28 protein-coding genes are annotated in these 24,625 nt (G+C 68.6%); 11 read left to right on the top strand and 17 right to left on the bottom strand.

Features of this window, described 5'->3' with window-relative positions; translation table 11 throughout:
- Positions 1–279 precede the first annotated feature (279 nt).
- On the top strand, positions 280–1,239 hold the full coding sequence (locus NO931_RS00730) for a transcription initiation factor IIB (protein WP_256390705.1): 960 nt from the start codon (positions 280–282) through the stop codon (positions 1,237–1,239).
- A gap of 73 nt (positions 1,240–1,312) precedes the next feature.
- Here NO931_RS00730 and NO931_RS00725 read toward each other — a convergent pair whose 3' ends face one another.
- Complete coding sequence (locus tag NO931_RS00725) at positions 1,313–2,188, bottom strand: universal stress protein (protein WP_256390704.1); 876 nt, start codon at positions 2,186–2,188, stop codon at positions 1,313–1,315.
- Between the two features lie 175 nt (positions 2,189–2,363).
- Here NO931_RS00725 and NO931_RS00720 point away from each other — a divergent pair, with 175 nt between their 5' ends.
- Together NO931_RS00720 and NO931_RS00715 are read left to right on the top strand one after the other, a co-directional pair.
- Complete coding sequence (locus NO931_RS00720; RefSeq protein WP_256390703.1) at positions 2,364–2,840, top strand: NUDIX hydrolase; 477 nt, start codon at positions 2,364–2,366, stop codon at positions 2,838–2,840.
- A 191-nt stretch (positions 2,841–3,031) separates the two neighbouring features.
- Positions 3,032–4,048, top strand: a complete 1,017-nt coding sequence (locus tag NO931_RS00715; RefSeq protein ID WP_256390702.1) for a Na/Pi cotransporter family protein — start codon at positions 3,032–3,034, stop codon at positions 4,046–4,048.
- Positions 4,049–4,090: 42 nt separating this feature from the next.
- On the opposite strand, the gene NO931_RS00710 is transcribed toward NO931_RS00715, so the two are convergent.
- Both NO931_RS00710 and NO931_RS00705 read right to left on the bottom strand, forming a co-directional pair.
- The gene (locus tag NO931_RS00710) at positions 4,091–5,164 is read right to left on the bottom strand and encodes a sodium:calcium antiporter (RefSeq protein ID WP_256390701.1); all 1,074 of its coding nucleotides are present in this window, start codon (positions 5,162–5,164) and stop codon (positions 4,091–4,093) included.
- 81 nt (positions 5,165–5,245) lie between these two features.
- Entirely contained in the window at positions 5,246–5,425 is a 180-nt protein-coding gene (locus NO931_RS00705) for a hypothetical protein (RefSeq protein WP_256390700.1), read from the bottom strand.
- A 70-nt stretch (positions 5,426–5,495) separates the two neighbouring features.
- Between NO931_RS00705 and NO931_RS00700 the strand changes: the two genes are divergently transcribed.
- Positions 5,496–6,290 carry a CBS domain-containing protein gene (locus tag NO931_RS00700; protein WP_375142025.1) on the top strand — a complete coding sequence of 265 codons (795 nt, stop codon included), beginning with the start codon at positions 5,496–5,498 and terminating at the stop codon, positions 6,288–6,290.
- Between the two features lie 59 nt (positions 6,291–6,349).
- Here NO931_RS00700 and NO931_RS00695 read toward each other — a convergent pair whose 3' ends face one another.
- The 3 genes from NO931_RS00695 to NO931_RS00685 all read right to left on the bottom strand — a co-directional run bounded on the left by NO931_RS00695 (position 6,350) and on the right by NO931_RS00685 (position 8,226).
- A complete protein-coding gene (locus NO931_RS00695) occupies positions 6,350–6,706 on the bottom strand; it encodes a DUF7522 family protein (RefSeq protein WP_256390698.1) in 357 nt (118 codons plus the stop codon).
- 69 nt (positions 6,707–6,775) lie between these two features.
- Positions 6,776–7,036 carry a hypothetical protein gene (locus NO931_RS00690; protein ID WP_256390697.1) on the bottom strand — a complete coding sequence of 87 codons (261 nt, stop codon included), beginning with the start codon at positions 7,034–7,036 and terminating at the stop codon, positions 6,776–6,778.
- Between the two features lie 128 nt (positions 7,037–7,164).
- On the bottom strand, positions 7,165–8,226 hold the full coding sequence (locus tag NO931_RS00685) for a phosphotransferase family protein (RefSeq protein WP_256390696.1): 1,062 nt from the start codon (positions 8,224–8,226) through the stop codon (positions 7,165–7,167).
- Positions 8,227–8,494: 268 nt separating this feature from the next.
- Between NO931_RS00685 and NO931_RS00680 the strand changes: the two genes are divergently transcribed.
- Positions 8,495–9,712 carry an acyl-CoA dehydrogenase family protein gene (locus NO931_RS00680; RefSeq protein ID WP_256390695.1) on the top strand — a complete coding sequence of 406 codons (1,218 nt, stop codon included), beginning with the start codon at positions 8,495–8,497 and terminating at the stop codon, positions 9,710–9,712.
- 48 nt (positions 9,713–9,760) lie between these two features.
- Here NO931_RS00680 and NO931_RS00675 read toward each other — a convergent pair whose 3' ends face one another.
- Genes NO931_RS00675 through NO931_RS00665 form a run of 3 tightly spaced genes read right to left on the bottom strand, consistent with a single transcriptional unit; the run spans position 9,761 to position 12,106 of the window.
- Complete coding sequence (locus NO931_RS00675; protein WP_256390694.1) at positions 9,761–10,252, bottom strand: small multi-drug export protein; 492 nt, start codon at positions 10,250–10,252, stop codon at positions 9,761–9,763.
- Positions 10,253–10,280: 28 nt separating this feature from the next.
- Entirely contained in the window at positions 10,281–11,423 is a 1,143-nt protein-coding gene (locus tag NO931_RS00670) for an asparagine synthase C-terminal domain-containing protein (RefSeq protein WP_256390693.1), read from the bottom strand.
- The gene (locus NO931_RS00665; protein ID WP_256390692.1) at positions 11,423–12,106 is read right to left on the bottom strand and encodes a PHP domain-containing protein; all 684 of its coding nucleotides are present in this window, start codon (positions 12,104–12,106) and stop codon (positions 11,423–11,425) included. Before NO931_RS00665 ends, NO931_RS00670 begins: the two co-directional genes overlap by 1 nt.
- Before the next feature lie 165 nt (positions 12,107–12,271).
- On the opposite strand from NO931_RS00665, the gene purL reads away from it, so the two are divergent.
- Together purL and NO931_RS00655 are read left to right on the top strand one after the other, a co-directional pair.
- Positions 12,272–14,470, top strand: a complete 2,199-nt coding sequence (gene purL / locus NO931_RS00660; RefSeq protein WP_256390691.1) for a phosphoribosylformylglycinamidine synthase subunit PurL — start codon at positions 12,272–12,274, stop codon at positions 14,468–14,470.
- Between the two features lie 134 nt (positions 14,471–14,604).
- A complete protein-coding gene (locus NO931_RS00655) occupies positions 14,605–15,177 on the top strand; it encodes a HalX domain-containing protein (protein ID WP_256390690.1) in 573 nt (190 codons plus the stop codon).
- A 24-nt stretch (positions 15,178–15,201) separates the two neighbouring features.
- On the opposite strand, the gene NO931_RS00650 is transcribed toward NO931_RS00655, so the two are convergent.
- The 4 genes from NO931_RS00650 to NO931_RS00635 all read right to left on the bottom strand — a co-directional run bounded on the left by NO931_RS00650 (position 15,202) and on the right by NO931_RS00635 (position 19,792).
- Positions 15,202–17,235 (bottom strand): GAF domain-containing protein, encoded by a 2,034-nt coding sequence (locus NO931_RS00650; protein WP_256390689.1) that lies wholly within the window; start codon positions 17,233–17,235, stop codon positions 15,202–15,204.
- 53 nt (positions 17,236–17,288) lie between these two features.
- The gene (locus NO931_RS00645) at positions 17,289–18,224 is read right to left on the bottom strand and encodes a thiamine-phosphate synthase family protein (RefSeq protein WP_256390688.1); all 936 of its coding nucleotides are present in this window, start codon (positions 18,222–18,224) and stop codon (positions 17,289–17,291) included.
- 49 nt (positions 18,225–18,273) lie between these two features.
- Positions 18,274–18,918, bottom strand: coding sequence for an HTH domain-containing protein (locus tag NO931_RS00640; protein ID WP_256390687.1), 645 nt, complete (start codon positions 18,916–18,918; stop codon positions 18,274–18,276).
- 82 nt (positions 18,919–19,000) lie between these two features.
- Positions 19,001–19,792: an SDR family oxidoreductase gene (locus NO931_RS00635; RefSeq protein ID WP_256390686.1), complete on the bottom strand. Its 792-nt coding sequence runs from the start codon at positions 19,790–19,792 to the stop codon at positions 19,001–19,003.
- A 122-nt stretch (positions 19,793–19,914) separates the two neighbouring features.
- Here NO931_RS00635 and NO931_RS00630 point away from each other — a divergent pair, with 122 nt between their 5' ends.
- Complete coding sequence (locus NO931_RS00630; protein ID WP_256390685.1) at positions 19,915–20,115, top strand: TRAM domain-containing protein; 201 nt, start codon at positions 19,915–19,917, stop codon at positions 20,113–20,115.
- A gap of 10 nt (positions 20,116–20,125) precedes the next feature.
- Here the strand turns inward: NO931_RS00630 and NO931_RS00625 are convergent, their stop codons facing one another.
- From NO931_RS00625 to NO931_RS00615, 3 genes are all read right to left on the bottom strand, one after another.
- Positions 20,126–20,896: a class I SAM-dependent DNA methyltransferase gene (locus NO931_RS00625; RefSeq protein WP_256390684.1), complete on the bottom strand. Its 771-nt coding sequence runs from the start codon at positions 20,894–20,896 to the stop codon at positions 20,126–20,128.
- A gap of 60 nt (positions 20,897–20,956) precedes the next feature.
- Positions 20,957–21,298, bottom strand: a complete 342-nt coding sequence (locus NO931_RS00620; protein ID WP_256390683.1) for a glutaredoxin family protein — start codon at positions 21,296–21,298, stop codon at positions 20,957–20,959.
- 105 nt (positions 21,299–21,403) lie between these two features.
- Positions 21,404–21,649, bottom strand: a complete 246-nt coding sequence (locus tag NO931_RS00615) for a BolA family protein (RefSeq protein ID WP_256390682.1) — start codon at positions 21,647–21,649, stop codon at positions 21,404–21,406.
- 106 nt (positions 21,650–21,755) lie between these two features.
- Here NO931_RS00615 and NO931_RS00610 point away from each other — a divergent pair, with 106 nt between their 5' ends.
- Positions 21,756–22,340 carry a cupin domain-containing protein gene (locus tag NO931_RS00610; RefSeq protein WP_256390681.1) on the top strand — a complete coding sequence of 195 codons (585 nt, stop codon included), beginning with the start codon at positions 21,756–21,758 and terminating at the stop codon, positions 22,338–22,340.
- 6 nt (positions 22,341–22,346) lie between these two features.
- Here NO931_RS00610 and NO931_RS00605 read toward each other — a convergent pair whose 3' ends face one another.
- On the bottom strand, positions 22,347–22,907 hold the full coding sequence (locus NO931_RS00605) for a uracil-DNA glycosylase (protein WP_256390680.1): 561 nt from the start codon (positions 22,905–22,907) through the stop codon (positions 22,347–22,349).
- A gap of 780 nt (positions 22,908–23,687) precedes the next feature.
- Here NO931_RS00605 and NO931_RS00600 point away from each other — a divergent pair.
- Together NO931_RS00600 and NO931_RS00595 are read left to right on the top strand one after the other, a co-directional pair.
- Complete coding sequence (locus NO931_RS00600) at positions 23,688–23,867, top strand: DUF1918 domain-containing protein (protein WP_256390679.1); 180 nt, start codon at positions 23,688–23,690, stop codon at positions 23,865–23,867.
- Positions 23,868–23,875: 8 nt separating this feature from the next.
- Positions 23,876–24,316: an RNA-binding protein gene (locus NO931_RS00595; protein WP_256390678.1), complete on the top strand. Its 441-nt coding sequence runs from the start codon at positions 23,876–23,878 to the stop codon at positions 24,314–24,316.
- Positions 24,317–24,625: the final 309 nt, after the last annotated feature.

The following is a 24,625-nucleotide window of genomic DNA, read 5'->3' as shown; positions in this document are numbered from 1 at the left end:
GTACGCGGTCCGTCATACCGACTTCGCGACCGCACGAGCCACTGGCAGGACGAGCAACGCATCGGGCCGCAGGGTCGACCGCCTGGGGTCTTTCGACGGAGCGTGAGCCGCGGGTCGACGCGTCCTGACGGCGGCGTTCTGACGAGGCTTAGACAAACCTGATGATTGTCGTGAATCGCCGGCAGACGCCGTCACGACCGAATATTTTAAGTCGCTGGAGATACAACATAACAGTGTGATTGAGGGTTTCCCAGCCCCGGCTGTCTCACCAGCACCACAATGACCGACACCAGCATCCGAGAGCGCACGAGCGACGAGCGATCGACCGAGTCCGAATCCGAGAGCCTCGCCTGTCCTGAGTGTGGCGGCAAGCTCGTCTCGGACGAGGAGCGCGGCGAGACGGTGTGTGCCGACTGCGGGCTCGTCGTGGAGGAAGACGAGATCGACCGCGGGCCGGAGTGGCGCGCGTTCGACGCCGCCGAGAAAGACGAGAAATCCCGCGTCGGCGCCCCGACGACGAAGATGATGCACGACGACGGCCTCTCGACCAACATCGGCTGGCAGGACAAGGACGCCTACGGCCAGTCGCTGTCCTCTCGCCAGCGCGAGAAGATGTCGCGCCTGCGCACCTGGAACGAGCGCTTCCGTACTCGGGACTCCAAGGAGCGCAACCTCAAGCAGGCGCTCGGCGAGATCGACCGCATGGCGTCCGCGCTCGGGCTGCCGGACACGGTCCGGGAGACCGCCAGCGTGATCTACCGCCGCGCGCTCGACGAGGATCTGCTGCCGGGGCGCTCGATCGAGGGCGTCGCGACAGCGTCGCTGTACGCCGCGGCGCGCCAGGCCGGCACGCCGCGTAGCCTCGACGAGATCGAGACCGTGAGCCGCGTCGACCGGGCGGAAGTCGCACGAACCTACCGCTACGTCGTCCGCGAACTCGGCCTCGAAATCCAGCCCGCCGATCCCGAGCAGTACGTCCCCCGATTCGCCTCGGAACTCGAAATCTCGGACGAAGCCGAGATGCGCGCCCGCGAGCTGCTCCGGAGCGCGAAGGACAGCGGCGTCCACTCGGGCAAGAGCCCCGTCGGGATGGCCGCGGCCGCCGTCTACGCCGCCGCCCTGCTGACCAACGAACAGGTCACCCAGAGCGAGGTCGGCGAGGTGGCGTCGGTCAGCGAGGTCACGATCCGCAACCGCTACCACGAGCTGCTCGACGCCGACGACGCCGCGCCGGTCTGACAGCTTCGACGACGCCGCGCCGCTCGGACGCCACCGCGGCCACGGCGGCGTCACAGTCGCCGCGGCGACTGACTTACTCTCCCTCGTCTCGACCGCGAACCGTCAGCACCGGCGCCGGCGCCGTCCGGAGCACGCGCTCGGTGACGCTGCCGAGCAGGACCCGGTCGACGCCGCGGCGTCCGTGCGTGCCCATCGCGAGCAGATCGATCTCCTCGTCCTCGGCGTAGGATCGGATCTCGCGGGGGATCGAGCCGACGATCGTGTCCGTGACGACGTCGACACCAGCCTCGCCGGCCTCCGCTCCGGCGTCTTCGACAGCCTCGTGGGCGCGCTCTTCGAGCTGGTCGATCATGAGATCGGCCCGCACGTCGACGCCGACGGCCATGACGTCGACGACCGAGAGCACGTGCAGCGTGGCGTCGTGGCGCCGAGCCAGGTCGACGGCCCGTTCCATGGCGCGGGAGGCGTGCTCGCTCCCGTCGGTCGGCACCAGGATCGAGTCGTAGGGGTACTCGACGCGGACCTCCTCGTCGGCTCGCACTGTGAGAACTGGCACCTCCGCGCGCCGGACGACGTGTTCGGCGACGCTGCCGAGCAGAAATCGTCGGATGCCGCCCTTGCCGCTGGTGCCCATCGCGACGAGGTCGGCGTCGCGCACGTCGGCCGCTTCGAGGATCGACTCGCCGGGTTCGCCCTGCACGACCTCGCCCTCGAAGTCGACGTCGCGGACCGCGGCTCGCTCGCGCGCGCCCTCGATCACGTCCTCGCCCTCGGCTTCGAGCGCGTCGCGAACGTTGGTTCCGACCGTCGTGACGCTGTCGCGGTTCGTGTCCGCCACGTACAGCGCCCGGACCTCGGCGTCGCAGTCGGCCGCGACGTCGAGCGCGTGATCGAACGCGGCGTTGGCGGGCTCGCTACCGTCGACGGCGACCAGGATTCGATCGTACATACTCGCCACTTGATTCCGGATCCACTTAGTACGGCCCCCGGTGCCGGGTCGGGGCGACGCCACCGCGGCGGCGCTGCCCCGGGCCGCCTCCGGGGCAGCGCCGCCTGCCCCCGAGACGGCGTCGCGACGACCGCGGAACGGTGCCTACTTCCCCCGGGCGTCGCAGAGAGCGCGTATGGAGACGACGCGTCACTTCGTCGCCACCGTCTACGTCGTCAACGACGGCGCGACGGCGCTCCACGAGCACGACAAGCTGGACATGTGGCTCCCGCCCGGCGGCCACGTCGACCGGGACGAACTCCCCCACGAGACCGCGCTCCGTGAGGCCCGCGAGGAGACCGGGCTGACGGTCTCGCTGCTCGCCGACGCCGACGGTCCCGAGTCGGAGACTGCCCGATCGCTCCCCCAGCCCCGGCAGTTCCTGCTGGAGGACATCAACGTCACGCCGGAGGGCGTCGGCCACCAGCACGTCGACTTCGTCTACTACGGCGAAGTCGAGCACCGCGACATCGCGCCCGCGGCGGGCGAGCAGGACGCCGACGACTGGGAGTGGTTCGCGCCGGCGGACCTGCGAGCGCGAGCGGACGAACTGGCCGACGACGTCGTCGAGGTCGGGATCGACGCCATCGAGGCGGTCGAGGGCAGTCGCTGACGTCACGAGTATCCGGTTCGATCGACCGAACGGTTCATCGCTGCAGAGTTCCCGATCCGACTCGCATCCAGCAATCCCGGTTCTATGCAACGTTTTACCCGCGGTGGCGCGTATGATAGCCCGGGTGAGGACACATCAGCTCGGAGACGGAGCAACTGTCCAGTCGTTCTCCGGTAGTGCTCGCGCTTCAGGTGTCCGTAACGATCGTTCTGTTCCTGTTCGCCATTCGATTGCTCGGGTCGTCGACCGACGCGCTCACGCCGTTTCTCAGGCGGGTTCTCGGGCGGATCGTCGTCGGAGACTGGTCGGCGCTCGGCCTCGGCTGGTTCGCCTCCTACGTGTTGGCGAACGGGTCGATCGTCGCCGCCCTGTCGCTTTCCTTGTTCAAGTCGGAGTTGCTTCTCCCGTCGCAGCTGTTCCTGATGATCGTCGGATCTCGGCTCGGCGGGGCCGCAGTCGTCGTCTTCGTCGGAGCGTTCGACTACCTGAACGAGGAACTCGATACGGTCCGCGAGTCGACGAGCCTCGGGCTCCTCACGTTCTTGGTCACCCACTCGATCTACTTGCCCGCACTGGCGCTTGGATACCTCTGGCTGCCGGCGATCGAGAGCGTGGAAGGGCAGACACGGCTGCTCCCCGAGTCGGACGCCGCCGTCCGCGACGTGGTCTCGATCGGAGCAGAGGCCATCGTCGAACTCGTCGGCGCCGGGATGGCGTTCGTCCTTGCGATCGGGCTCATCTTCCTCAGCCTTCGGCTGTTCGACCGAGTCCTCGACAGCGTAGACAAGCGTCAGCTGCGCCAACGGTACGTCTCGAAGCTGAACGACAAGTGGGTGTCGTTCGGGCTCGGACTCGTCGTCACTGGACTGACGACCAGCGTCGCGTTCTCGCTCGGCATCGTCGTCCCGCTGTACAACCGCGGGCACGTCAAGCGAGACGAGATCGTGCCGTTCGTGCTGGGTGCGAACGTCGGGACGCTCGTCGATACGCTCATCGTCGCGATCGCTCTCGACACGGCCGTCGGCGCGCTCACCGTCGTCGTGCTGCTGGTCGTCGGATTCGTCCTCTCCGTGTCGGTGCTGGTGTTCTACGAAACGTACGGACGGCTCGTCGCCGCGGCGCAGCGTGAGCTCGTCGGGTCGACGTGGTACTTCGTCGGCTTTCTCCTCTCGCTGTTGCTCGTCCCGCTGCTTCTCGTCGCCGTCTGAGGCGCTCGCCGCAGCGGACCAGTCGCGTCGGCGGCGAGACAACTAAAAGTCGTGCGGGAAGTACGAGATTCGCACGAAGAGATAGACGAAGTACAGGGCGATCAACAACACCGCGCCGACCCGTCCCAAGTGTCGTTCCTCGGCCGTCAGGGATCGCTCCCAGGTCTCGCCGAGGCCGAGTCGCCGAGCGATCGCGCTCAGCGCGTCGCCGATATCGTCCTTGGTCAGGAGGTACGTGAGCAGGAGTCCCGCCGTCACGGTCTCCATCGGCAGGTCCCAGTAGACGAGCGGTTCCGGCACGTGGTACGTCGACAGCAGCGACCCGAGACCGATACCGAGGAGCGGATTGGTGATGTTGCTACCGATCAGCGTTCCCAGAGAAATTCCCTCGGCTCCTTCGCGCAAACCGACGATAGCGGTCGTCATCTCCGGGGACGCGGCGCCGACGCCGAGCACGACCACGCCGATCAGCGATCCTTCCAGACCGGTCTGAGCCACCACGAACCCGACGGACCGGAACAGGAAGTGCGCGGAGGCGACGACCACGACGAGGCCGACGAGCGACACCAGAACGTCGCGTCTCGGGTCGTCGGACGGCAGGCGTGTCCCCTGACGCTGGAGAACCTCGTTCCGCGTCGTGTACAGAAAGTACGTGTACGACACGAAGACCAGCAGGAGAACGGCGCCGTCGACGCGCGACAGAACCCGGTCCCAGGCGAGCAGTAACGTGAGCAGCGTCGTCCCGATCATCGGAGCGTACCCCCGGAGAAGAAACTTGCGCGAGAACCGGAAGCCGCCCACGGTCAGGACGACGAGTCCCAGCACCAGGGTCTGCTGGACGACGTCCGATCCGATGTTGCCGCCCAGAACGGTCGCCGAGAGGATCATCGGGTCGCCGACGCCGAGGACGATCTGCGACGACGCGACGACGTGCGAGGCGATCTCGGGGAGGCTCGTCCCGAAAGAAAGGACGGTCAGTCCGATCACGGCCTCGGAGAGCTCGTAGTACTTCGCGATCCGGACCAGCTTTCGAACGACCACTTCCGCGGCGAGAACCAAAGTGATCGCTGACACGATACCGATGATCGCGTGGCCGCCGCTCCCATCCACCCACATCTACCTTCGAGTTCCCGTCGATCGGTAATAGTCGCTTGCGTGGAACCGATACTCCGAAATCCACGGCCGACGGTCTGGACGTTACGGGTCGCTCTCACCGGCGGCCAGCGCGTACTCGGCGAACGGACTGACCGCTTGGATGCCGTCGACATCGGGACCGTCGCTATCGAGCACAGTCGACACCGATCGATCGTGACCGCGGACCGGATTCGGCTCGGATTTAAGCGCCCGGAGCGGGTAGCTCGTCTCGTGATCGAGCACGGCCGAACACCCGGCCGACGGGAGGTGTACGATGTCGGATGGAAGTGACGACGACGCGAACCTGACGCTGATGGAGTTCGAGGAAGTCCGCGTCGACGAGTACATGACGACCGACGTGGCGACGGTCGGCCCCGACGCGTGGGTGACCGACGTCGTCGACCGGATCAAGGAGGGATCGCAGTTCGACGGGCTCCCGGTCGTCGACGCGGACGACCAGCTGCTGGGGTTCGTCAGCGCCATCGACCTGCTGGAGATCTACGGGGACGAGTCGGTCGAGGAGGTCATGCGCCGCGAACTCGTCGTCGTCCGCCCCGAGATGAGCGTGAAAAACGCCGCGCGCGTCATCTTCCGGACCGGCCACCAGTTTCTCCCGGTGGTCGACGAGGACGGCGAGCTCCTCGGGATGTTCTCGAACGGCGACGCCGTCCGAAGCCAGATCGAGCGAACGACGCCCTCGAAAGTTCAGAGCACGCGGCAACTGCTCGAACGGCAACACGAGACGTCCGTCGGCGTCGACGAGCGAGAAGTCGCCGTCGACGCGCTGATCCCCACCCAACGGGAGGTGTACGCGGACGAACTCGAAGGGCGCAAGTACGAACTCAAGAACGACCTCGCCGAGCCGCTGATCGTCGTGTCGTACGGCTCGAAGACGTTTCTCATCGATGGTCACCACCGCGCGATGGCTGCGCGGAGTCTCGATCTCGATCGGACCTCGGCGTACGTGCTCACGGTCTCGCCGGACGAGGTCGAGGAACTCGGGTTCGAGACGGTGGCCCGCCGCGGCGGGCTGGACTCGCTGGCTGACGTGGACGTCAACGACTACGTGCAGCACCCGCTCATCGAGAAAACCGAGCCGGACCGCTGAGCGCAAAGAGGACGATAGAAGCGGTCGAGGAGACGCGACGACCTGCCGGCCGATCGCGGTTACAGTTCGGCGTCCGCGAGGTCGATGATATCGAGGATCGGAACGTCGGGATCGCGATCGATCGAGACGAACACGCCCTCGTACCGGCTGCTCGGAAAAACCAAGACGATCACGTTCTCGAACACCTTGATTCTGGCCTGCTGCTCGCCGACGGCCATCTGCTGGCCGATCTCGTCGTTGGCGATCCCGTCCGAGACGAGATTACGGTAGAGCTCGTCCAGCCGCTCTCTGGAGTAGCGCTCGCGAACGTCATCGCGGATGAACGCCACGTCGTAGTCGAGTTTCCCGAAGGTCGCGACCGCACGCAGATCCTCCCCCGCCATCGACTGTAGCTCGTCGCTAAACTCCTCTACCATGGGCGGTCAGTTTCCTGCAGCCTCGTAAAAAGATTGCCAGTCGCCACCGCTACGGGAGACGAGCGATCGTCAGGAAAGCGTCGCCAGCGCGACGCCGACGACCGCCGCAGCGACGAACAGCCCGGCGACGGCCAGACCGACACGTCGACCGTAGACGTGTGCCAGCAGTCGGACGCTCGACGCCGCAATCGCGAGGACGCCCAGCGCCAGCGCCAGATCGCCGGCAGGACCGGTGACTGAAGAAACGGAACCCGTGAAAACGGTCGCCGCCCCGAGCACGAGCGTCGTCCGGAGTACCGCGCCAGTATCGATGTTGGAGTGTATCGTCACAGCGTATCACCGTCTGGTCTGGAAGTCTTCGTGTAAACGTACCGAGCGGCGAGAGAAAAACGATCCGACCCACTCGACGACCGCCGAAACGGGACACCCCACGGTTGAATCCCCTCAAGACGCCGGGTCTACAGCTCGATCTCGCCCTCGGCCAGCGCGAGCGCGTACTCGGCCAGCCGAGGGACGCCGTCCTCCATCTTCGGGTACAGCGGGTCGGCGGCGTTGCCCTCCAGGTGGCGCCGGTAGAACATCTCGCCGAGCGCGCCGAGCTTGTAGGCCGCCAGCACCTGATAGAGCCGGCGGTGCTCGAATGCGATGCCGGTCCGCTCCTCGTAGCGCTCGAACAGTTCCTCGCGGGTGGGGTAGCCCTCGCGCTCGGTGAACGGCTGGAGCAGCTCCGGCGTCGGCGGGTCAGGGTCTCCGGGATCGCGCCAGAACAGCGCGAGCAACCCGAGATCTGTCCGCGGGTCGCCCAGCGTCGAGAGCTCCCAGTCGAAGACGGCGGTGAGTTCCGGCGGCGTCCCGGGCGCGAACATGAGGTTGTCGAGCTTGAAGTCGCCGTGGACGAGCGTGTGAGGGTGCTCCTCGGGGACGTTCTCCATCAGCCAGCCCGTCAGCTCGTAAATCTCGGGCACCTCGCGATCCTCGCTGGTGACCTCGAACGCCCAGGTGTACTGCTCGGACCAGCGCTGGACCTGCCGCTCGGTAAAGCCCTCCGGATAGCCGAACTCGCCCAGTCCGACCGCGTCGTAGTCGACGTCGTGGATCGCCGCCAGCGTGTCGATGACCTCCTCGCCGAGGCGCCGGCGGTGCTCGGGCGTCGCGAAGCGTTCGGGCTCGTCGTCGCGGGGTACGTCGCCGCGGGCGCGCTCCATCAGGTAGAACTCGCTGCCGATCACGTCGCGATCCTCGCAGACCAGCACCGTCGTCGGGACCGGCACGTCAGTCCCCTGCAGAGCGTCCATGACCCGGTACTCGCGGGTCACGTCGTGGGCGGTGTCGGCCGTCTCGCCGGCCGGCGGGCGGCGCAACACGAGGTCGCGGTCGCCCCAGGTCACCGCCAGCGTCTCGTTGGAGTGGCCCTCCCCGAGGCGCTCGTACTCGAACGCGTCGGCCGACCCGAGTTCGACGTCGAGATACGACGCCAGCGCGTCGTCGTCGACCAGTCGGTCGAGGTACGCGTCGGTCATGTCGGCGTCGCGCCTCCGTCGCTCGATGCCCCGCTTCGGCGTCCGGACGCCGCGCTTCGGCGTCGAGACGCCGCTTCGACCGCGGCGTCGCCCGCTCGTCTACGCATCGGCGCCGATCCACCGAATTTTACGCGAACGTTCATGTTACTCTCGTACGGTGAACGTTGGCAAGTATCTTGGGCCACGGGAATAAACGAAACCGGCGTTGTTCGGATCGCACGACGCCGTTCGGGGGCAGCTTTTTACAACTCAACTCCGATGATCGATTATGGAGTACGACGATCCCGAGCGCGGCCGCGCGGCCGCCAAGCGGACGCGAGAGTTCGTCGACGAGGTCGTAATCCCGGCCGAGCGCGAGTACCTCGGAACGGAGTCCGTCCCGGACGAGGAAATCGAGGCGCTCCGCGAGCAAGCGCGCGAGTACGACGTGTACGGCCCGCAGATCCCCGAGGAGTACGGCGGGCTCGGGCTGGACTTTCGCGAACTGTTGCCGGTGTTCGAGGAAGCCGGGCGGAGCCTGCTCGGCCCGACCGCGCTGCGCTGTGGCGCGCCCGACGAGGGGAACATGCACACCCTGGAGATGGTCGGCACGGACGCCCAGAAAGAGCGCTGGCTCGCCCCGCTCGCGGCGGGGGAGGCCCGATCTGGCTTCTCGATGACCGAGCCGATGCAGGGCGGCGGGTCGGACCCAAAGATGCTGCGGACGACGGCCGAAAAAACGGGCGACGAGTGGGTGATCGACGGCCACAAGTGGTGGACGACGCAGGGCAGCGAGGCCGACGTGCTGCTGGTGATGGCCCGGACCGACGAGGACGCACATCCCTACCAGGGAACCTCTATCTTCCTCGTGCCCGCGGACGCCGACGGCGTCGAGATCGTCCGCGACATCCCCCACCTCGGCGGCGCGCCGATGGGGATGAGCCACGCCGAGATCCGCTACGACGGCGTCCGCGTGCCCGAGGAGAACCTGCTCGGTGCGAAAAACGCCGGCTTCGCCATCGCCCAGGAGCGGCTCGTCCCCGCGCGGCTCACCCACTGCATGCGATTCCTCGGGATGGCCGACCGGGCGCTCGACATCGCGACAGCGTACGTCAGCGAGCGCGACGCCTTCGGCTCGTCGGTCGCCGACAAGCAGGCGGTCCGCTTCGACGTGGCCGACCACCGCACGCAACTCCACGCCGCGCGGACGATGGTGCGCCACGCAGCCGGGCAGTACGCCGACGGCGCCGAGGCTCGCGTCGAGGTGGCGATGTGCAAGACGTTCGCCGCCAACGCGGTGCAGGATGCCATCGACTCCGCGGTGCAGTACTGCGGCGGCAACGGCATCGGGAAGGACCTGCCGCTGGCCGATTTCTACGAGAACGTCCGCCAGTTCCGGATCGTCGACGGCGCCGACGAGGTTCACCGGCGGACGATCGCGAAGAACGCCTTCGAGGAGCCGCGGACGGAGGAGCTGGAGCCGATCACGCGCTTCGGAGAGTTCTAGAGCAGCGGCGTCGAGACGCCGCCGCCCGACCGGCCGGCGCGAGGGCGCTCAGACGATAGCGCCCAGACTCTCGACGCCGTAGAACGACGCCGCCGCCAGCGCGGCCGTCCAGACCAGCAGGCTGCCGGCCATCCACGATGCCACGTCGCGGCGCCCCGAACCCAAGGAGAGCGCCAGCACGGCCGCGAGGTGGGCGCCGGTGCTGATCGGCGCCGCGAGCGCGAGCCCGGGCGTGCCGTACTTTTTCCAGAGGCGCTTCGCGCGCCGGACGCGCTTGGAGGGTTCGTCGTCGGGGTCGCCGAATCGGCGCCGGACGAACGCCAGCGCGCGGTCCGAGCCGACGATCACGAGCAGGACGGTCGTCAGGTTGCCCGCGAACGCGGCGAGCGCGACGAGAGCGGGGTTCATCCCGAGCGCCACGCCCGCGGGCACGACGACCAGCACCTCGACGACGGGGATCGCCGCCAGCAGAAAGACCAGCGCGTAGCCCAGCGGACCGTCGACGCCCGCGAGCGCGTCAGTGCCGATCGTCGGATCCATTCGGTTCCCCTATCCGCTGCCCGCTCCTTTATTCGTCGATCCGCGACCGGACGTACTCGGTGACGTGATCGTCCATCCTGCGCTTGAACCCGGCCTCGCGGGCGAGCCGATCCAGCTCCCGGGCGGCGAGGCTGCCGTACTGGACGGCCTTCTTCTCGCGGAACGCGACGCGGTCCGGGACGAACTCGCGGGCCGCGAGTCTGAGCGCGCGCTTGCGCTCGCCGCGGTCGTCGACGAGCGCGTCGCCGGGCAGCCGGAGTGCGGTCTCGACCACGCGATCGTGGAGCAGCGGCGCGACCGGCTCGACGCCGGCGGCCCGGAGCGCGAGGACGTCCCGCTCCAGTTGGTCGGGCAGCGTCGCCAGCATTTCGTCGCGCGCGCCGCGCACGGTGTCGGCGTCGACACGCGGGTCCTCGGGCGCCCGGGCGACTTTCGCGTACCCGCCGAACAGCTCGTCGGCGCCCTGCCCGACCGCGAGGTGGGTGTAACCGTCCGACGCGGCGCGCTCGGCGACGAGATAGAGTGGCAGCGCGATCTGGACGGCCATCGCGTCGGGCCGGTCGATCGCCCGGGCGACCCGCGGGACCGCGCGCTCGACGTCTCCGACTGTGAACTCGACGACTCGCAGCTCGCGGTCCATCGCGTACGCCGCGGAGCGAGCGGCGTCGAGGTCGTGGCTCCCGGGAAAGCCGCCGGCGTACAGCGGCGCGTCGATCCCGGCGGCGTCGAGGCCGGACGCGACGACAGCCGAGTCGACGCCGCCCGAAAACGCCACCGCAACCTCCATATCGGGGTCGTCCGATGCCGCCGACGCCGCGGCGTCGACGCCGTCCCGCACTGCTGTTCGGAGTTCCGCGACCGCCGTTTGTTCGTCCGCGAACGGCACCGGATCGGGGAGCGTCCAGACCCGCTCGAGCTCGGCGTCGCCGGGGCGCCGGACGTGTCCCGCGGGGAACGAGCGGGCGTTCGCGAGGCCGGTCGGCGACGGTGTCCACTCGCCGGTCTCCTCGTCGACGAACAGCGGGTAGCGCCCCAGAACGTCGCGGACGAGCGTCTCGTCGGCGTCGTCGCGATCACTCGGCAACGCGCCCGCGAACCCCGCGGTCCCGACCAGTGGATCGGCGTCGTCGAGCGCCCGGCGGACGAACTCCGGCGGGGCGCCGTGTAGCATCAGAACAGTTCGAGCAGCTTGGCGATCATGCGGCGCTTGGCGCCGCCCGCGGCCTGGCGGAAGCTGATCCGCCAGGGCGTTCGCTTGCCGTCGACCTCGGTGCGGCCCTCGCGGACGGCGTCGAGAATTCCCTCGACCGAGCGCTCGTCGGCGTCGACGCGCGTGACGGCCTGGCCGACCATCTCGCTGATGTGAGCGTCGCTGCCGGCGGTCTTGGGCAGTCCAAACTCCTCGGCGAACGTCCCGGCCTGTCTGTTGCCGCGGCCGGTGAGCAGCCGGGAGTTGTACACCTCGATGGCGTCGGCGGCGGCGAGTTCGTCGCGCGTGATGTTCGCCATGACGCCGTGGCGCGACTCCTGGAAGGGATGGGGGACGACGGCGATCCCGCCCTGCTCGCGGATGCGATCGAGCGTCTCGCCGAACGGCAGCCCCGGCTCGACGGGTTCCTCGAGGCCCAGCCCGAGGACGTGGCCCGCCTGACTGGTGATCTCCATGCCGGGGATTCCCACCAGCCCGTAGTCGGGGGCCTTCCGGGCGGCTTCGAGGCTGGCGTCGAACTCGTCGTGGTCGGTGATCGCCAGGGCGTCGAGGCCGATCGCCTCGGCCTGCTCTAAGAGGAGATCGACCGGATCCCGACCGTCGTACGACAGCTCGGAGTGGGCGTGTAGCTCGACCGACAGCACGGGGGCACCTTCGGACGGTGCCCCCAAAAACACCTCGGTATATCGGGCGTGGCGTCAGAGAGTAGCACGGAGGTCCCGTAGAATCGGGCGCTCGGAATGCGAATCGACCAACACGTTCGTGCACATGGAAACGCCTTTACCGACCCTGAGTCAACAGGGAGGTGAATGAGTCTCTCCGATCCGGACCGGGACCTCGTCGTCGAGGAGCTCGGCCGGGAGCCGACCCCGGCCGAGGCGGCGCTGTTCGAAAATCTCTGGAGCGAGCACTGCGCGTACCGCTCCTCGCGCCCGCTGTTGGGCGCGTTCGACAGCGAGGACGACCGCGTCGTCGTCGGGCCGGGCGACGACGCCGCGGTCGTCGCGCTGCCCGAGTACGCCGCGGGCGATTCGGCGGATGCGGACGCCCCCAACGGCGAGACGTACGTCACGATGGGCATCGAGAGCCACAACCACCCCTCCTACGTCGACCCGTTCGACGGCGCCGCGACGGGCGTCGGCGGCATCGTCCGGGACACGCTCTCGATGGGCGCGTACCCGATCGCGCTAACCGATTCGCTGTACTTCGGTGACTTCGACCGCGAGCACTCCAGATATCTGCTGGAGGGCGTCGTCGAGGGGATCAGCCACTACGGCAACTGCATCGGCGTCCCCACGGTCGGCGGGAGCGTCGACTTCCACGAGGACTACGAGGGCAACCCCCTCGTGAACGTCGCCTGCGTCGGCCTCGTCGATGACGACCGACTGGTGACGGCGGTGGCACAGGAGGCGGGCAACAAGCTCGTCCTGTTCGGGAACTCCACGGGGAGAGACGGGCTCGGCGGCGCCTCCTTCGCCAGCGAGGATCTGGACGAGGACGCCGAGACTGAGGACCGCCCCGCGGTTCAGGTCGGCGACCCCTACGCCGAGAAGCTGCTGATCGAGGCCAACGAGGAACTGATCGACGAAGGGCTGATCGAGTCGGCCCGCGACCTCGGCGCGGCCGGTCTCGGCGGAGCGTCCAGCGAACTCGTCGCCAAGGGCGGGCTCGGCGCCGACATCGAACTGAGCGAGGTCCACGAGCGCGAACCGAACATGACCGCCCTGGAGTACCTGCTCGCCGAATCCCAGGAGCGGATGTGCTACGAGGTCCGGCCGGAGAACGTCGACCGCGTCGCCGAGATCGCCGAGAAGTTCGAACTGGGCTGCTCGGTGATCGGCGAGGTCACCGAAGGCAACTACACCTGCCGGTTCGAGGGCGAGACGGTCGTCGACGTCGACGCCGAGTTCCTCGGCGAGGGGGCGCCGATGAACGACCTGCCTCACGAGGAGCCCGCGGAGCAGGAGCGCGACCTGCCCGACGCCGAGCTCGCCGAGGCGTTCAAGACCGTGGTTTCGGCGCCCAGCACCGCGAGCAAGCGCTGGGTGTACCGGCAGTACGACCACGAGGTCGGCGTCCGCACGAGCGTCGCGCCCGGCGACGACGCCGCCGTGATGGCGATCCGCGAGGCCGAAAACGAAGAGTCGCCCGGCGTCGGCCTGGCGCTCTCGGCCGGCGCGGCGCCGAACTGGACCGACGCGGCTCCCTACGAGGGCGCCCGCGCCGTCGCGCTGGAAAACGCCACCAATCTCGCCGCGAAGGGCGCAGCACCGCTCGCCGCGGTCGACTGCCTCAACGGCGGGAACCCCGAGAAGCCCGACGTGTACGGCGGGTTCAAGGGGATCGTCGACGGGCTCGCGGACATGTGCAGTGAGCTGGACGTGCCCGTCGTCGGCGGCAACGTCTCGCTGTACAACGACTCCCAGCACGGCCCGATCCCGCCGACGCCGACGCTGGCGATGACCGGCACGAAGCCCGGCTACGACGCGCCACCGCTCTCGGTCGAAGCGGAGGGCGAACTGCTGCTGGTCGGCGATCTCGCTGCCGGCGGCGACGCGGACGCTCGCCTCGGCGGCTCCGAGTTCCTCGCGCAGTTCGACGGCACCGACCGGTTCCCCGAGCTTCCGGACGCGCCGGGCGCAGTCGTCTCGGCGCTCGCGCGAGTGGCCGACCAGGACGCCACGCTCGCGGTCCACGACGTCAGCCACGGCGGCCTCGCCGTCTCGCTGGCCGAGATGGTCACCGACGACGCCGGCCTCAACGTGACGCTGCCAGACGGCGTCGATCCGACCGCCGCGCTGTTCCACGAGCAGCCCGGTCGTGCGCTCGTCCAGACGAGCGACGCCGAGGCCGTCGAGGCGGCGTTCGAGGGCGTCGCACCCGTGGCGCATCTCGGGACGGCGACCGACGACGGCCGGCTCTCGATCGCGGCGGGTGAGACGACGATCGTCACGGACGCCGACGCGATCGGCGACTGGCGGGCCGTCATCGAGCGCGAACTCGACTGAGCACGGTTGGGGCGCCGGGGAATCGCGTAGTTCCGTGATCCTGTCTCTTCGCGGTCAGTTTTCTCGCGAGTCGTTATATTGAAGTCAATAGATTGAGAAAGTAAATACAATGAACGGTACAGGGGTCGAAACTGATGGCAGGGTCGGATGAGCCCGCCGTCCTGATCGTCGAGGACGAGCCCGACCTGGCGGACCTGTACTCCGCCTGGCTGGCGGAGAAGTGTACGGTCCGGACGGCGTACAACGGCAGCCAGGCGCTCGACGCCATCGACCAGCACGCCGACATCGTACTGCTCGACCGTCGGATGCCGGGACTGTCCGGCGACACGGTACTCGACACGATCCGGGAGCGGGGGCTGGACTGCCGGGTCGCGATGGTCACCGCGGTCGAGCCGGACTTCGACATCGTCGAGATGGGGTTCGACGACTATCTCGTCAAACCGGTCTCGAAGCGGGATCTGACCGACACCGTCGACCAGTTACTGTTGCGCTCGGCGTACGACGAGCAACTTCAGGAGTTTTTCGCGCTGGCCTCGAAGAAGGCGATCCTCGACAAGCAAAAGACCGAGGCCCAGCTCCGCGCCAGCGAGGACTACGCGCGACTCGAAGACCGACTCGCCGTGTTGCGTTCGGACATCGACGATACGATGGCCCGGCTCTCCGATCGGAACGCCTACGACCGGGCGTGTCGCGACATCTCGCGGTAGGAGCCGCCGCTCTCGTTCTCGCGTTCACCGTGACAACGTCGTCACGCCGGTGACCTCGAAGCGCGCGCCGCGTCGCTCGCCCTCGGTCGGCGCCAGCGTCAGCTCCCAGCCGTTGGCGTCGGCGATCTCGTCGGCCATCGCCGGCCCCAGCCCGGGCAGCGAGAGCGCCGCGGCGTACTCGGGATCGAACACGTCCGCGCGCTCGTCCTCGGGGATCGGCGGCGCGTCGTCGGCGACGTAGAACCCGTCCCGGTCGTCGAGCCGACCGACGTGGACCGCGGCCTCGCTCTCGGCTCGCCCCGCGGCGAAGCGCAACAGCGCGGCGAGAAACCGGACGAAGCGGCGCCGATCGACCCGGACGCTGGGATCGTCGATCGCCCGGACGGTGACGTCGTCGACGCGCTCTGCGGCGTCAGCCGCGGCGTCGGCGAGCGAGACGCGCTCCCGGGCCGTCTCGGCGCCGGCGGCGCCGGCGACCTCGCGGACGTCGGCGACGAGACGTTCGGCGATCGCCAGCTCCTCCGCGGCGGCCGCCCGACCAGGAACGCCGTCGTCCGACGCCGGAGAGCGGCCGGCATCGGCCGGCTGGTTTTCGGCGTCGGTCGGCTGGTTTCCGGCGTCGGTCGGCTGACCGTCGGCGTCGACCGTCGCGTCGGCCGACCGGCCGCCGGCGTCGATCGTCACGCCCGCCGCCCCCAGCGCGTCGCGGGCCGCGGACAGGCGCCGCTCGATGTCGCGAGAGAGCACGGCAGCGACCGTTTCCATGCGGTTGCGCTGGCGCTCTAGCTCCTCGGTCCGACGCCGAAGCAGCTGTTCGCGGTCGGTCCGGTCCAGCGCCGCCTCGACGTTCGCGGCGAGGATCCCCGCCAGCTCCAGGTCAGTGTCGTCGAACTGGTCGGGGCGAGGCTCGCCGGCCATCAGGACGCCACAGTCGCCGATCGGGACGATCAGCTCGCTGCGGACCGGCGTGTCGGGGTTGTAGACGCCCGGCACCTCGCGAAGATCGCCGTACAGCTCGGCGTCGCCGCTGCGGAAGACGTCCCAGATCAGCCCCTCGTTCTCGGCGAAGTGGGGCAGCCCGCCGATCTCGTCGTGGGTGCGGGCGGTGGCGGCGACGGGATCGAGCCGGTTGCGCTCCTCGTCGAGCAGCCAGATCCCGCTGAGTTCCAGGTTCAGCAGATTCGCAGCCGCCTCGACCGCGATCGCGCAGATTTCGTCGGGATCGTCGGCGCCGAACAGCCGCCGCGAGACGTCGTGGAGCGCGGTGAGGACCCGGTCGTACTCCTCGCGCTCGGTCACGTCGCGGATCACGCCGACCGTACCGTCGGCGCCGTCGATCGGCAGGGGGACGAGCTGGACGTCGCCGACCTGTCGACCGTCGGCACCCTCGCAGGTCACGCTGAAGCGTCGCTCCGCGGCCGCACCCTCCCGAACCGCGACTGCGGCGTCGGCGAACGTCGCGGCGCTCTCGGCGTCGAGCGTCGTCTCGCTCGCGAGGTCGTCGACCGTCGTCCCGATCAGCGCCCGGCGGTCGGCGCCGAACAGCCCCTCGGCGGCCTGATTGGCGCTCGTGACTCTCCCGTCGGCGTCGAAGGTGACGACGGCGTCGTGAACGGCCTCGACGATCGTCGCGTTACGCGCGAGTTCGCGATCCAGTCGGTTCGAGTCGGTGACGTCTCTGATGAACACGGAGACGCCGCCGTCGGCGGCGACGGCGCGGACGTCGAACGATCCGTCCGGAGAATCGCAGTCGATGCGGAACTCCAGCTCGACGTCGCGCGGGCGGTCCTCGGCGTCGCCGCCCGGCGACTGTGGAGTCGGAGCGCCGGACGCGTCGGTCGCCGCGGCGTCGCCGAACGTCTCGCGCAGCGCGGCCGCGACGTCGCCGGGAAGCACGTCGCCGGCGCCGGCGCCGACCAGTTCCTCGCGCGGCCGATCGAGAAACTCCGTCGTAGCGGCGTTGACCCACTCGATCCGCCAGCGTTCGTCGATGGCGACGTAGGCGTCGCTGACGCCGTCGAGAGCGCGTCGCGCGGTTCGCTCGTCGGGATCGATCATCGGTTCGACCGGCGTCGATGTCGGTGCTGCGAGGGGATTCGAAGAGGAACTACTTACGTTTCGTGGCCGCCCGTCGCCCGCTCGGCCAGGTCGACCGCCAGTTCGGCCGCCTCGACCGCGGTCCGCCCGAGTACGAAGGTCACGGGCTCGATGCCGAAGGCGCCGCGGTGAAACAGGACGGGCGGCACCTCGCCGCGCGTTGCCATCGCCTCGCGCAGGTGTTCGCCGCGGTCCTCGTACTCGGGGTCGAACTCCAGGGGCTCGATCCCGCGCTCGCGGGCCGCGGCGAGCAACTCGTCGCTCGTGGCGACGTTCAGCGCCGCGCGGGCGTCCGGATCGACGCTCCGCGCCGCCAGCACCGTCCGGGCGACGTGCTCGGAGGCGCCGAACTCGGGGTTGGCGGGCACCTCGACGCTCCCGCGCATCCGGTAGATGCGCCCGGGGATCGCAGCCACGTCGGTCGGGTCGGCGGCGTCCGGCAGCGCCATCCCGACGTTCGTCCCGACGTTGGGGACGTGCTCGACCATCGCGTCGGTGCCCGCGAGCAGACGAGCCGCTCGTCTGACGGAAGCGAGCACGTCGCGCTCGGCGAGCACCTCCGAGTCGGTGCCCCGGACGCACAGATCGCAGCCCAGGCCCTCCAGTTCGGGCATCGCCTCCTCGTGGGCGGCGCAGATCGGCCCGCGGTCCTCGAACGCCTCGACGAGCGCGAGCAGTTCGGCCATGGCGTCGACGCCGTCCATCCGGTCCTCGTCGAACCCGTCGGCGATCCGCTCGATCGTCTCGATCATCCGCGGGTCCTCGCTGAACCGCTCCTCGACGGCGACGTTGCCGTTGACGAGGTTGCTCACCGCGGCCTGCGTGACGCCGATCCGGTCGGCGATCTCCTGCTGGGTGAACCCCCGCTCGTCGAGCGCCGCGGCCAGCATGGCCCGCGCGGTCGGAACGAAGCGCTCGACGACGATCTCGCTCGGGAGCACCAGCGACATACGACCGGGTAGTGACGGCGTCGTTAAAAGTGCCGCGTCCGGACGCAGCTCACCGTCGCGCCGGACCGATGATTTCGCCCTCGGTCGGCTCGGCCACGGGCGACGCAACGAGCCGGCCGTTCTCCGTCGCCGTCCCCGTCCACTCGCAGTCGACGCAGCCCAGCAGTCCCTGACCGTCGACGAGATCGCCGCCACAGTCCGGGCAGCCGTCCGGCCGGACCGGCTCGGGCGCCGGCGCGGTGCCCAGCGGCGTCGGCACCTCGCCGGTCCGGAGCGTCGCGATGGCGTCCGCGACGGTGTAGGTGTCCTCGCCGTCGCTGTGGGGGTAGACGCCGTGGAGGCGATCGCCGCGATAGACGGCGACGGCGATCAGCGGCGTGACCAGCACCGCCGCGTCGGCGTCGGTGAACGTCGCGGACGTCGTCCGGACCTCAAACGGCGGCCGGACGCTCACGCCGCGGCGGTCGGCCCACCGCTCGAACCGCCTGAAAACGTCGACCACCTCGCGGAACGAGCGGTCGTCGCCGAGCGACACCTTGTCCGGCCAGCCGCGCAGCACGACGGCGTCCACGGCACCGTCCGACTCGCTGGCACGCAGCGTTTCGATCTGGGAGTCGATCGGTTCGAGCAGCATCGGCGCTCGAACGTGGCACGCCACCGTCGTCTCTGCTGTGGCTCCGCGGTTCTGGGTCATCGGGTGGAACTTCGACGGGACCGCTGATAACCGTGTGTTGCAGGTCGACCGAAAACTCCCGTCCGGTGACCCGCCCGATAACCTACAGGTTCGAGGCGCCGGAGCCGCCGTCGATCGGGACGGCGACGCCGTTGACGTAGCTCGATTTGGGCGAGCTGAGGAACGCGACGACCTCGCCCAGCTCCATCGGGTCTCCGATGCGCTCGGCGGGGTTGCCCTCGGCCCAGTCGTCGAGCCCCTCCTCGTAGCTGTCGTACTCGCCCCGATCCATCGACTGCTCGATCAGCTCCTCGATCCGGGCGGTTTCGTGGGAGCCCGGCAGCACGGCGTTGGCCCGCACCTCCGGGGACAGCTCCTTCGAGAGCGTCTTCTCCAGCCCGATGACGCTCATCCGGACGGCGTTCGACAGCACGAGCTGGTCGATCGCCTCCTTGACGCTGCGGGAGGTGACGTTGACGATGGTGCCGCCCTCGCCGTCGCGCAGGTGGGGCTCGGCCTCGCGCACGAGCCGGACGACGCTCATCACCAGCAGGTCGAACGCCTCGTACCAGTCCTCGTCAGTCGTCTCCAGAAACGGCCCGCTCGGCGGCCCGCCCGCGCTCGTCACGAGGTGGTCGACGGTGCCGAACTCGTCGACCGTTCGCTCGACGAGTCGCTCGATGTCGTCCTTCTCGGTGAGGTCGCCGGGCTGTTCGACGACCTCACCCGACGCCACGTTGCGGATCTCCTCGGCCGCGTCGGCGAGTTGCTCCTCGTCGCGACCGTTGACGACCACGTTCGCGCCCTCTCGCGCGAGCGCTTTGGCGGACGCCTTCCCGAGGCCGCTGCTCGATGCCGTGACGAGCGCCGCGTCGCCGTCGATCTGCAGGTCCATGCTAGAGACGGGTGCGAGCGACCTGATAAATGGTTCGCGTCTCGGGAGTCGCGAGAGAACAGTCTACGCTTCGGCGATCGCTTGGCCCCACAGTTACGTCGAGGGTCGTCGTAGCGACGCGCGTGAGCACGACAGCGCCAGTCGACGAGGGGGAACAGTACACCGTCGAAATCGACGAGATGGGCGAGGAGGGCGACGGGATCGCCGACGTCGAGGACTTCGTGATCGTCGTCCCCGACGCGTCGATGGGCGAGCGCGTGACGGTCGAAATCGAGAGCGTTCAAGACGATTTCGCCACGGCCGAGGTCGTCGGCTCCGACTGAGCGTCGGCGCTCACGCTCTCTTTCGAAGCGTCCAGACCTGCACGGAGTCGCCGTCCTCGATCGTGGCGTCCGCTTCGATCGTCTCGAACCCGCCGCGAACGGTCCACTCCTCGAACGGCGAGCGCCGTGCCAACAGCTCCACCTCGCGCTTCGGCAGCATCTTCAGTCGGTGCGATTCCGCCACTACCCGACTCCCGTCGGGATCGTACAGCTCGTTTTCGACCGTGAATTGCTGTTCGACCTCGTCAGTGATCCTCGTTCGTGTCCGGAACTTGTAGGGCACCTCGCGAAGTTCGACGCTCTCAGTGCGCCACTCGCCGTACGTCTCGGCGATCAGCTCGAAGCTCGGGACGAACACGTCGAAGACGAACCGGCCGCCGGGCGCCAGCGCGTCGTAGACGTTCCGGAGTGCGTCGAGTTGGTTCTCGATCGTCAGGAGGTGCTGCACTGCGTTGAACGGGCAGTATGCGAGTTCGTACTCGCGATCGACCGCGAAGTCGGTCATGTCCGCCCGCCAGACTGATGGCTCAATCCCGCGCTCGGCGGCCCGCTCGCGGAGAAAAGCGAGCATCTCGGCCGATCGATCGAAGCCGTCCACGTCGCAGCCTTCGGCGAGCGCGTCGAGGTAGATCCGTCCCGTTCCGCAGGCCAGTTCGAGCGCCGGTCCCTCGGCGTCGCGCGCGAGCGCCGCGTAGAGTTCCGAATCGCCGCGGTCCATCTCGCGCATCCGCCGGTCGTACAGCTCGGCGCGAAGCGTCGCGTCGGCGTCGAGCGTCGCCATACGCTACGGACAGATGGTCGGTGTAAAAATATTACTCCGGTGGGGCTTGCGTGCGCCGACTCAGGCGTTCAATTTCTCGCCGAGCTCGCCGCGCTCGTCGAGTTCCGCGAGGATGTCGCTGCCGCCGACGAACTCGCCGTCGACGAACGTCTGGGGGATCGTCTCCCAGCCGCTGTGGCCTTCGAGGGCGTCGCGGTGGGCGTCGAGCGCGTCGAGCACGTCGACGGTCTCGTACTCCTCGCGGTGCTGCTTGATCAGCGTCAGCGCGCGGTCCGAGAAGCCACACTGGGGCATCAGCTCGTTGCCCTTCATGAACAGGACGACCTCGTTGTCGGCGATGGCGTCGTCGACGCGCTCCTGTACTTCCTCGGGCGAGAGCTCTGACTCGGGTTCGAATGCCATGGGTTCTAGTGGTGCCCGGCGGGGGAAATGCCTACCGCACGCGCGTGGCGCGGACGCCGCGGCCGCGCCGGCGTCGCGACGCCGAGAGATCACCGGTCGACCGGATCAGCCGTCGTACTCCTCTGGCGCGTACGTTTTCAGCTCCATCGCGTGGATATCCGTCGTCATCCGATCGCCCAGCGCGTCGTAGACGAGTTCGTGCTGTTCGACCAGCGACTTGCCCTCGAACGCCGGCGAGACGACCAGCGCGGCGAGGTGGTCCTCGTCCTCGGGCCCGCGGGGCTGGGTGACCTCGGCGTCGGCGTCGGGGAGTTCGGCTTCGATCAGGCTCTCGATCTCCTCCAGATCCATGCGCGAGGGAAGGCGGTCCGGTGGGAAAACGTTGCCCACTCGGCACTGTCGTAGGGACGCCAACGCTCAACCGGCGGGGCGTGGTAGGCCCGCCCGGGGATCACTCGTGGCACGTTCAGGCACGACCATCGACAATCCGAAGACCGGCGAGCACGTGACGTTTCTCGAAACGGCCGACGAAACGGACGGCGACCGACTCCGGTTCGAGTACGACATCGAGGCCGGCGGGGCAGCCATCGCGCCCCACTCGCACCCGCGCCAGCGCGAGCGGATCGAGGTCCGGTCGGGGGTGCTGTCGGCCCGCGTGGGCGGCGAGGAGGGAACGGTGTTGACGGGCCAGACGCTCCTGATCCCGGCCGAGACGCCGCACTACGTCTGGAACGTCGGCCCCGAGCCGGTGCGCACCGTGGTCGAACTCGACCCCGCGCTCCGGACCGAGGAGTTCTTCGAGACGACGTTCGGGCTGGCCCGCGACGGCGAGACCGACGCAGACGGACGCCCCTCGACGCTCCAGTTCGCGGTGCTGGCCGACGAGTTCGCCGAGGAGATAGCGTTCGAACTGGGGCCGGATCCGCTTCGGCGTCCCGCGACGGCGCTGCTCGGAGCGATCGGGCGAGCGGCGGGCTATCAGGGGACGTATCCGGCGTACACGAGAGAGCCGGTCGAAGCCGAGCCGCCGCCGCGACGCTGAATCGGCTCAGCCCCGCTCCAGCGCCGTCGCGAGGGCGTCCTCGATCGGCTCGGCTTTGCTGCGGTCGTACAGCGCCGCGGCGGGATGAAAGCAGGGGACGACCGTTCGGCCGTCTACCTCGAACTCGCGCCCGTGGAGGTCGGTGATCGTCTCGTCGGTGTCGAGGAGTTCGCGGGCGGCGAAACTGCCGAGCGGAACGAGGACCGCGGGATCGACGCGCTCGATCTCGGCGTCGAGTACGGGCGCCCACGCCTCGATCTCGTCGACGTGCGGGTCGCGATTTTCGGGCGATCGCACCTTGACGACGTTGCTGATGTAGAGCTCGTCGCGGTCGTGTCCGACGGCGTCGAGCGCACGGTCGAGCTGTTGGCCCGCCTGCCCGACGAACGGCGCGCCCTGCTCGATCTCCTGGGCGCCCGGCGCCTCCCCGACCAGCATCGCGTCGGCGTCGAGCGGGCCCGCGCCGCCGACGAAGCGGTCTGGGTCGAACTGGTCGTCGGGGACCGCGGCGAGGGCGTCGGCGAACTCCGACTCGTACTCCCAGCCGGTGTCGTAGTCGGTGGGCATTCTCGGATCGTGGTACGACGCTTCCGGAGAAAGTGGTTAGGTGGAGTGGATGCCGGACGCGCGCTTTCTTGAAGAGCAGTTGCTGTCTACGACTCGTCGAAAGCCCCCGCCGCGCTTTCTGGAACTGTACTGGACGACAACACCACGAAAGCCCCCGCCGCGCTCGACCGGTTGCGGCTCGCTGTCTCCGAAAATCAGAGATTTTCGGGATGACGAAAGAGCGCTCCGCGCTCTTTCGAACCACGCTCCTCACTTCGTTGCGGTCCTTGCGTCGCCTCTCCGGATCGAGCGCGCGGCCCCTTTCAGTCCCACCCGACCGCAACCTCGGCCTCCCCAACCGACTCCTTCAGTCGCTCCGCTCCTTCAGTCGTCCCTCGCACGGCGCTGTCTCGTCACAGGGACTCGACAGCGCGCGCCACCGCAGCCGCACGGCCCGGCGCGCCCCTGTGGCGCGCCAACGGGGAAGGGCAGGTGTGTGTGCATGTTCCTGGTGGAATGAAAGGGCGAGGCTCGGTCGCGCGTTCTCAAGCGGCTCTATCCGAGCGGAGCGAGGATATCCGCTTGAGAACGCGCGAGCGGGCCGAGGGCTTTCGTGGTGTTCTTCGTCGAAGTTGCAACTGCTAGGGCCGAGGGCTTTCGTAGTGGTCTCACCGGTAGCCGAGGCGGCTACTACAAAGTCCGAACCGAAGCCGGCCCTCCCGTGATCGAACGTCTCCGTTGTTCCTAGAACCGGTCGGGCAAATCAGTCCCTTTTTACAGGCAGAAAGGGAACGACGAGCCATGAGCTTCGAAGAAGACGACAGCGTCATCCTGCACGACGAGCACAGCGACTACGACGGCGAGGAGGGGACGATCAAGCAGGTCATGGAGACGATGTTCGGCGACGAGACCTACACCGTCAGCTTCGAGGAGGGTCAGGAGACCGGCGTGCCCGAGGACAACCTGGAAGCCGCCGAATAACCGCCCAGATGCCGAGCGTCCCGTTCCACTACGTCGACCTGCGAACGTTCTGCTACGCCACCGAGGACGACAAACGCGTCGAGGCGGCGCTCCGTCACTACCTCCCCGAGGAGTTCGAAATCGAAGTCGCCCCCACGGAGGGCCACCACGGCGACCGGATCGTCGTGCTCTCGGCGCGCGTCGAGACCGCCGACGAGATGCGCCACGTGCTCGGTCAGGTCGCCGAGCTCGACCAGATCGACCGCGTGATGGACGAACTCGACGAGCGAGTCGACGAGAACTGCTCGCTATTCTTGCGGCTCGACAAGCAGGCGGCGTTCAACGGGCGCTCCGAACTCGGCGAGGGGATCACCCTCCGCGCGAAGGTCGAGGCCTACCCCGCGAAGCAGGAAGCGGCCGTCGAAAACGCGCGCGAGGCGTTCGAGAACGTCCGCGAAGGCGAATACTAACGCCGAACCGGAGCGGACGGCCACCCAACGTTTCTGACCCCTGTGCCAGTCCGACACAAGGCTTATTGTGCGGGCTGTCGACTTGCGAATCGTTACCACGATCCGCGTGGGTGAGTATCATGCAAAACTGTCCGTACTGCGACTCCGACCTGATTGGAACCGCAAGCCGCAGGCGCACCCGCGGTGACGCCACGCCCGGGCGAAAGAGCACCGGACCGGAGCTGGTCTCCTGTCCCGACTGCGGGGAAGTGATCGACGGGTTCTCCCCGCACTGACCCGACCCGACCGGCACCGCCGACAGAGCGCACG

The organism is Natronoarchaeum rubrum, from assembly GCF_024494695.1.
The sequence above is the reverse complement of the archived record's forward strand: the minus strand, read 5'-3'. Positions and strand labels throughout refer to the sequence as shown.

Bases quoted from the DNA above. Each gene is read 5' to 3' on its own strand.
- NO931_RS00685 (WP_256390696.1), bottom strand. From the start codon at position 8,226: ATGACCGACGCGTACCTCGACCGACTGGTCGACGACGACGCGCTGGCG.
- NO931_RS00635 (WP_256390686.1), bottom strand. From the start codon at position 19,792: ATGGACCTGCAGATCGACGGCGACGCGGCGCTCGTCACGGCATCGAGC.
- NO931_RS00655 (WP_256390690.1), top strand. From the start codon at position 14,605: ATGGCAGGGTCGGATGAGCCCGCCGTCCTGATCGTCGAGGACGAGCCC.
- NO931_RS00640 (WP_256390687.1), bottom strand. From the start codon at position 18,918: ATGACCCAGAACCGCGGAGCCACAGCAGAGACGACGGTGGCGTGCCAC.
- NO931_RS00695 (WP_256390698.1), bottom strand. From the start codon at position 6,706: ATGGTAGAGGAGTTTAGCGACGAGCTACAGTCGATGGCGGGGGAGGAT.
- NO931_RS00645 (WP_256390688.1), bottom strand. From the start codon at position 18,224: ATGTCGCTGGTGCTCCCGAGCGAGATCGTCGTCGAGCGCTTCGTTCCG.
- NO931_RS00625 (WP_256390684.1), bottom strand. From the start codon at position 20,896: ATGGCGACGCTCGACGCCGACGCGACGCTTCGCGCCGAGCTGTACGAC.
- purL (WP_256390691.1), top strand. From the start codon at position 12,272: ATGAGTCTCTCCGATCCGGACCGGGACCTCGTCGTCGAGGAGCTCGGC.
- NO931_RS00680 (WP_256390695.1), top strand. From the start codon at position 8,495: ATGGAGTACGACGATCCCGAGCGCGGCCGCGCGGCCGCCAAGCGGACG.
- NO931_RS00670 (WP_256390693.1), bottom strand. From the start codon at position 11,423: ATGCTACACGGCGCCCCGCCGGAGTTCGTCCGCCGGGCGCTCGACGAC.
- NO931_RS00730 (WP_256390705.1), top strand. From the start codon at position 280: ATGACCGACACCAGCATCCGAGAGCGCACGAGCGACGAGCGATCGACC.
- NO931_RS00595 (WP_256390678.1), top strand. From the start codon at position 23,876: ATGCCGAGCGTCCCGTTCCACTACGTCGACCTGCGAACGTTCTGCTAC.
- NO931_RS00600 (WP_256390679.1), top strand. From the start codon at position 23,688: ATGAGCTTCGAAGAAGACGACAGCGTCATCCTGCACGACGAGCACAGC.
- NO931_RS00720 (WP_256390703.1), top strand. From the start codon at position 2,364: ATGGAGACGACGCGTCACTTCGTCGCCACCGTCTACGTCGTCAACGAC.
- NO931_RS00675 (WP_256390694.1), bottom strand. From the start codon at position 10,252: ATGGATCCGACGATCGGCACTGACGCGCTCGCGGGCGTCGACGGTCCG.
- NO931_RS00725 (WP_256390704.1), bottom strand. From the start codon at position 2,188: ATGTACGATCGAATCCTGGTCGCCGTCGACGGTAGCGAGCCCGCCAAC.
- NO931_RS00620 (WP_256390683.1), bottom strand. From the start codon at position 21,298: ATGGCATTCGAACCCGAGTCAGAGCTCTCGCCCGAGGAAGTACAGGAG.
- NO931_RS00615 (WP_256390682.1), bottom strand. From the start codon at position 21,649: ATGGATCTGGAGGAGATCGAGAGCCTGATCGAAGCCGAACTCCCCGAC.
- NO931_RS00650 (WP_256390689.1), bottom strand. From the start codon at position 17,235: ATGATCGATCCCGACGAGCGAACCGCGCGACGCGCTCTCGACGGCGTC.
- NO931_RS00605 (WP_256390680.1), bottom strand. From the start codon at position 22,907: ATGCCCACCGACTACGACACCGGCTGGGAGTACGAGTCGGAGTTCGCC.
- NO931_RS00710 (WP_256390701.1), bottom strand. From the start codon at position 5,164: ATGTGGGTGGATGGGAGCGGCGGCCACGCGATCATCGGTATCGTGTCA.
- NO931_RS00700 (WP_375142025.1), top strand. From the start codon at position 5,496: ATGGAGTTCGAGGAAGTCCGCGTCGACGAGTACATGACGACCGACGTG.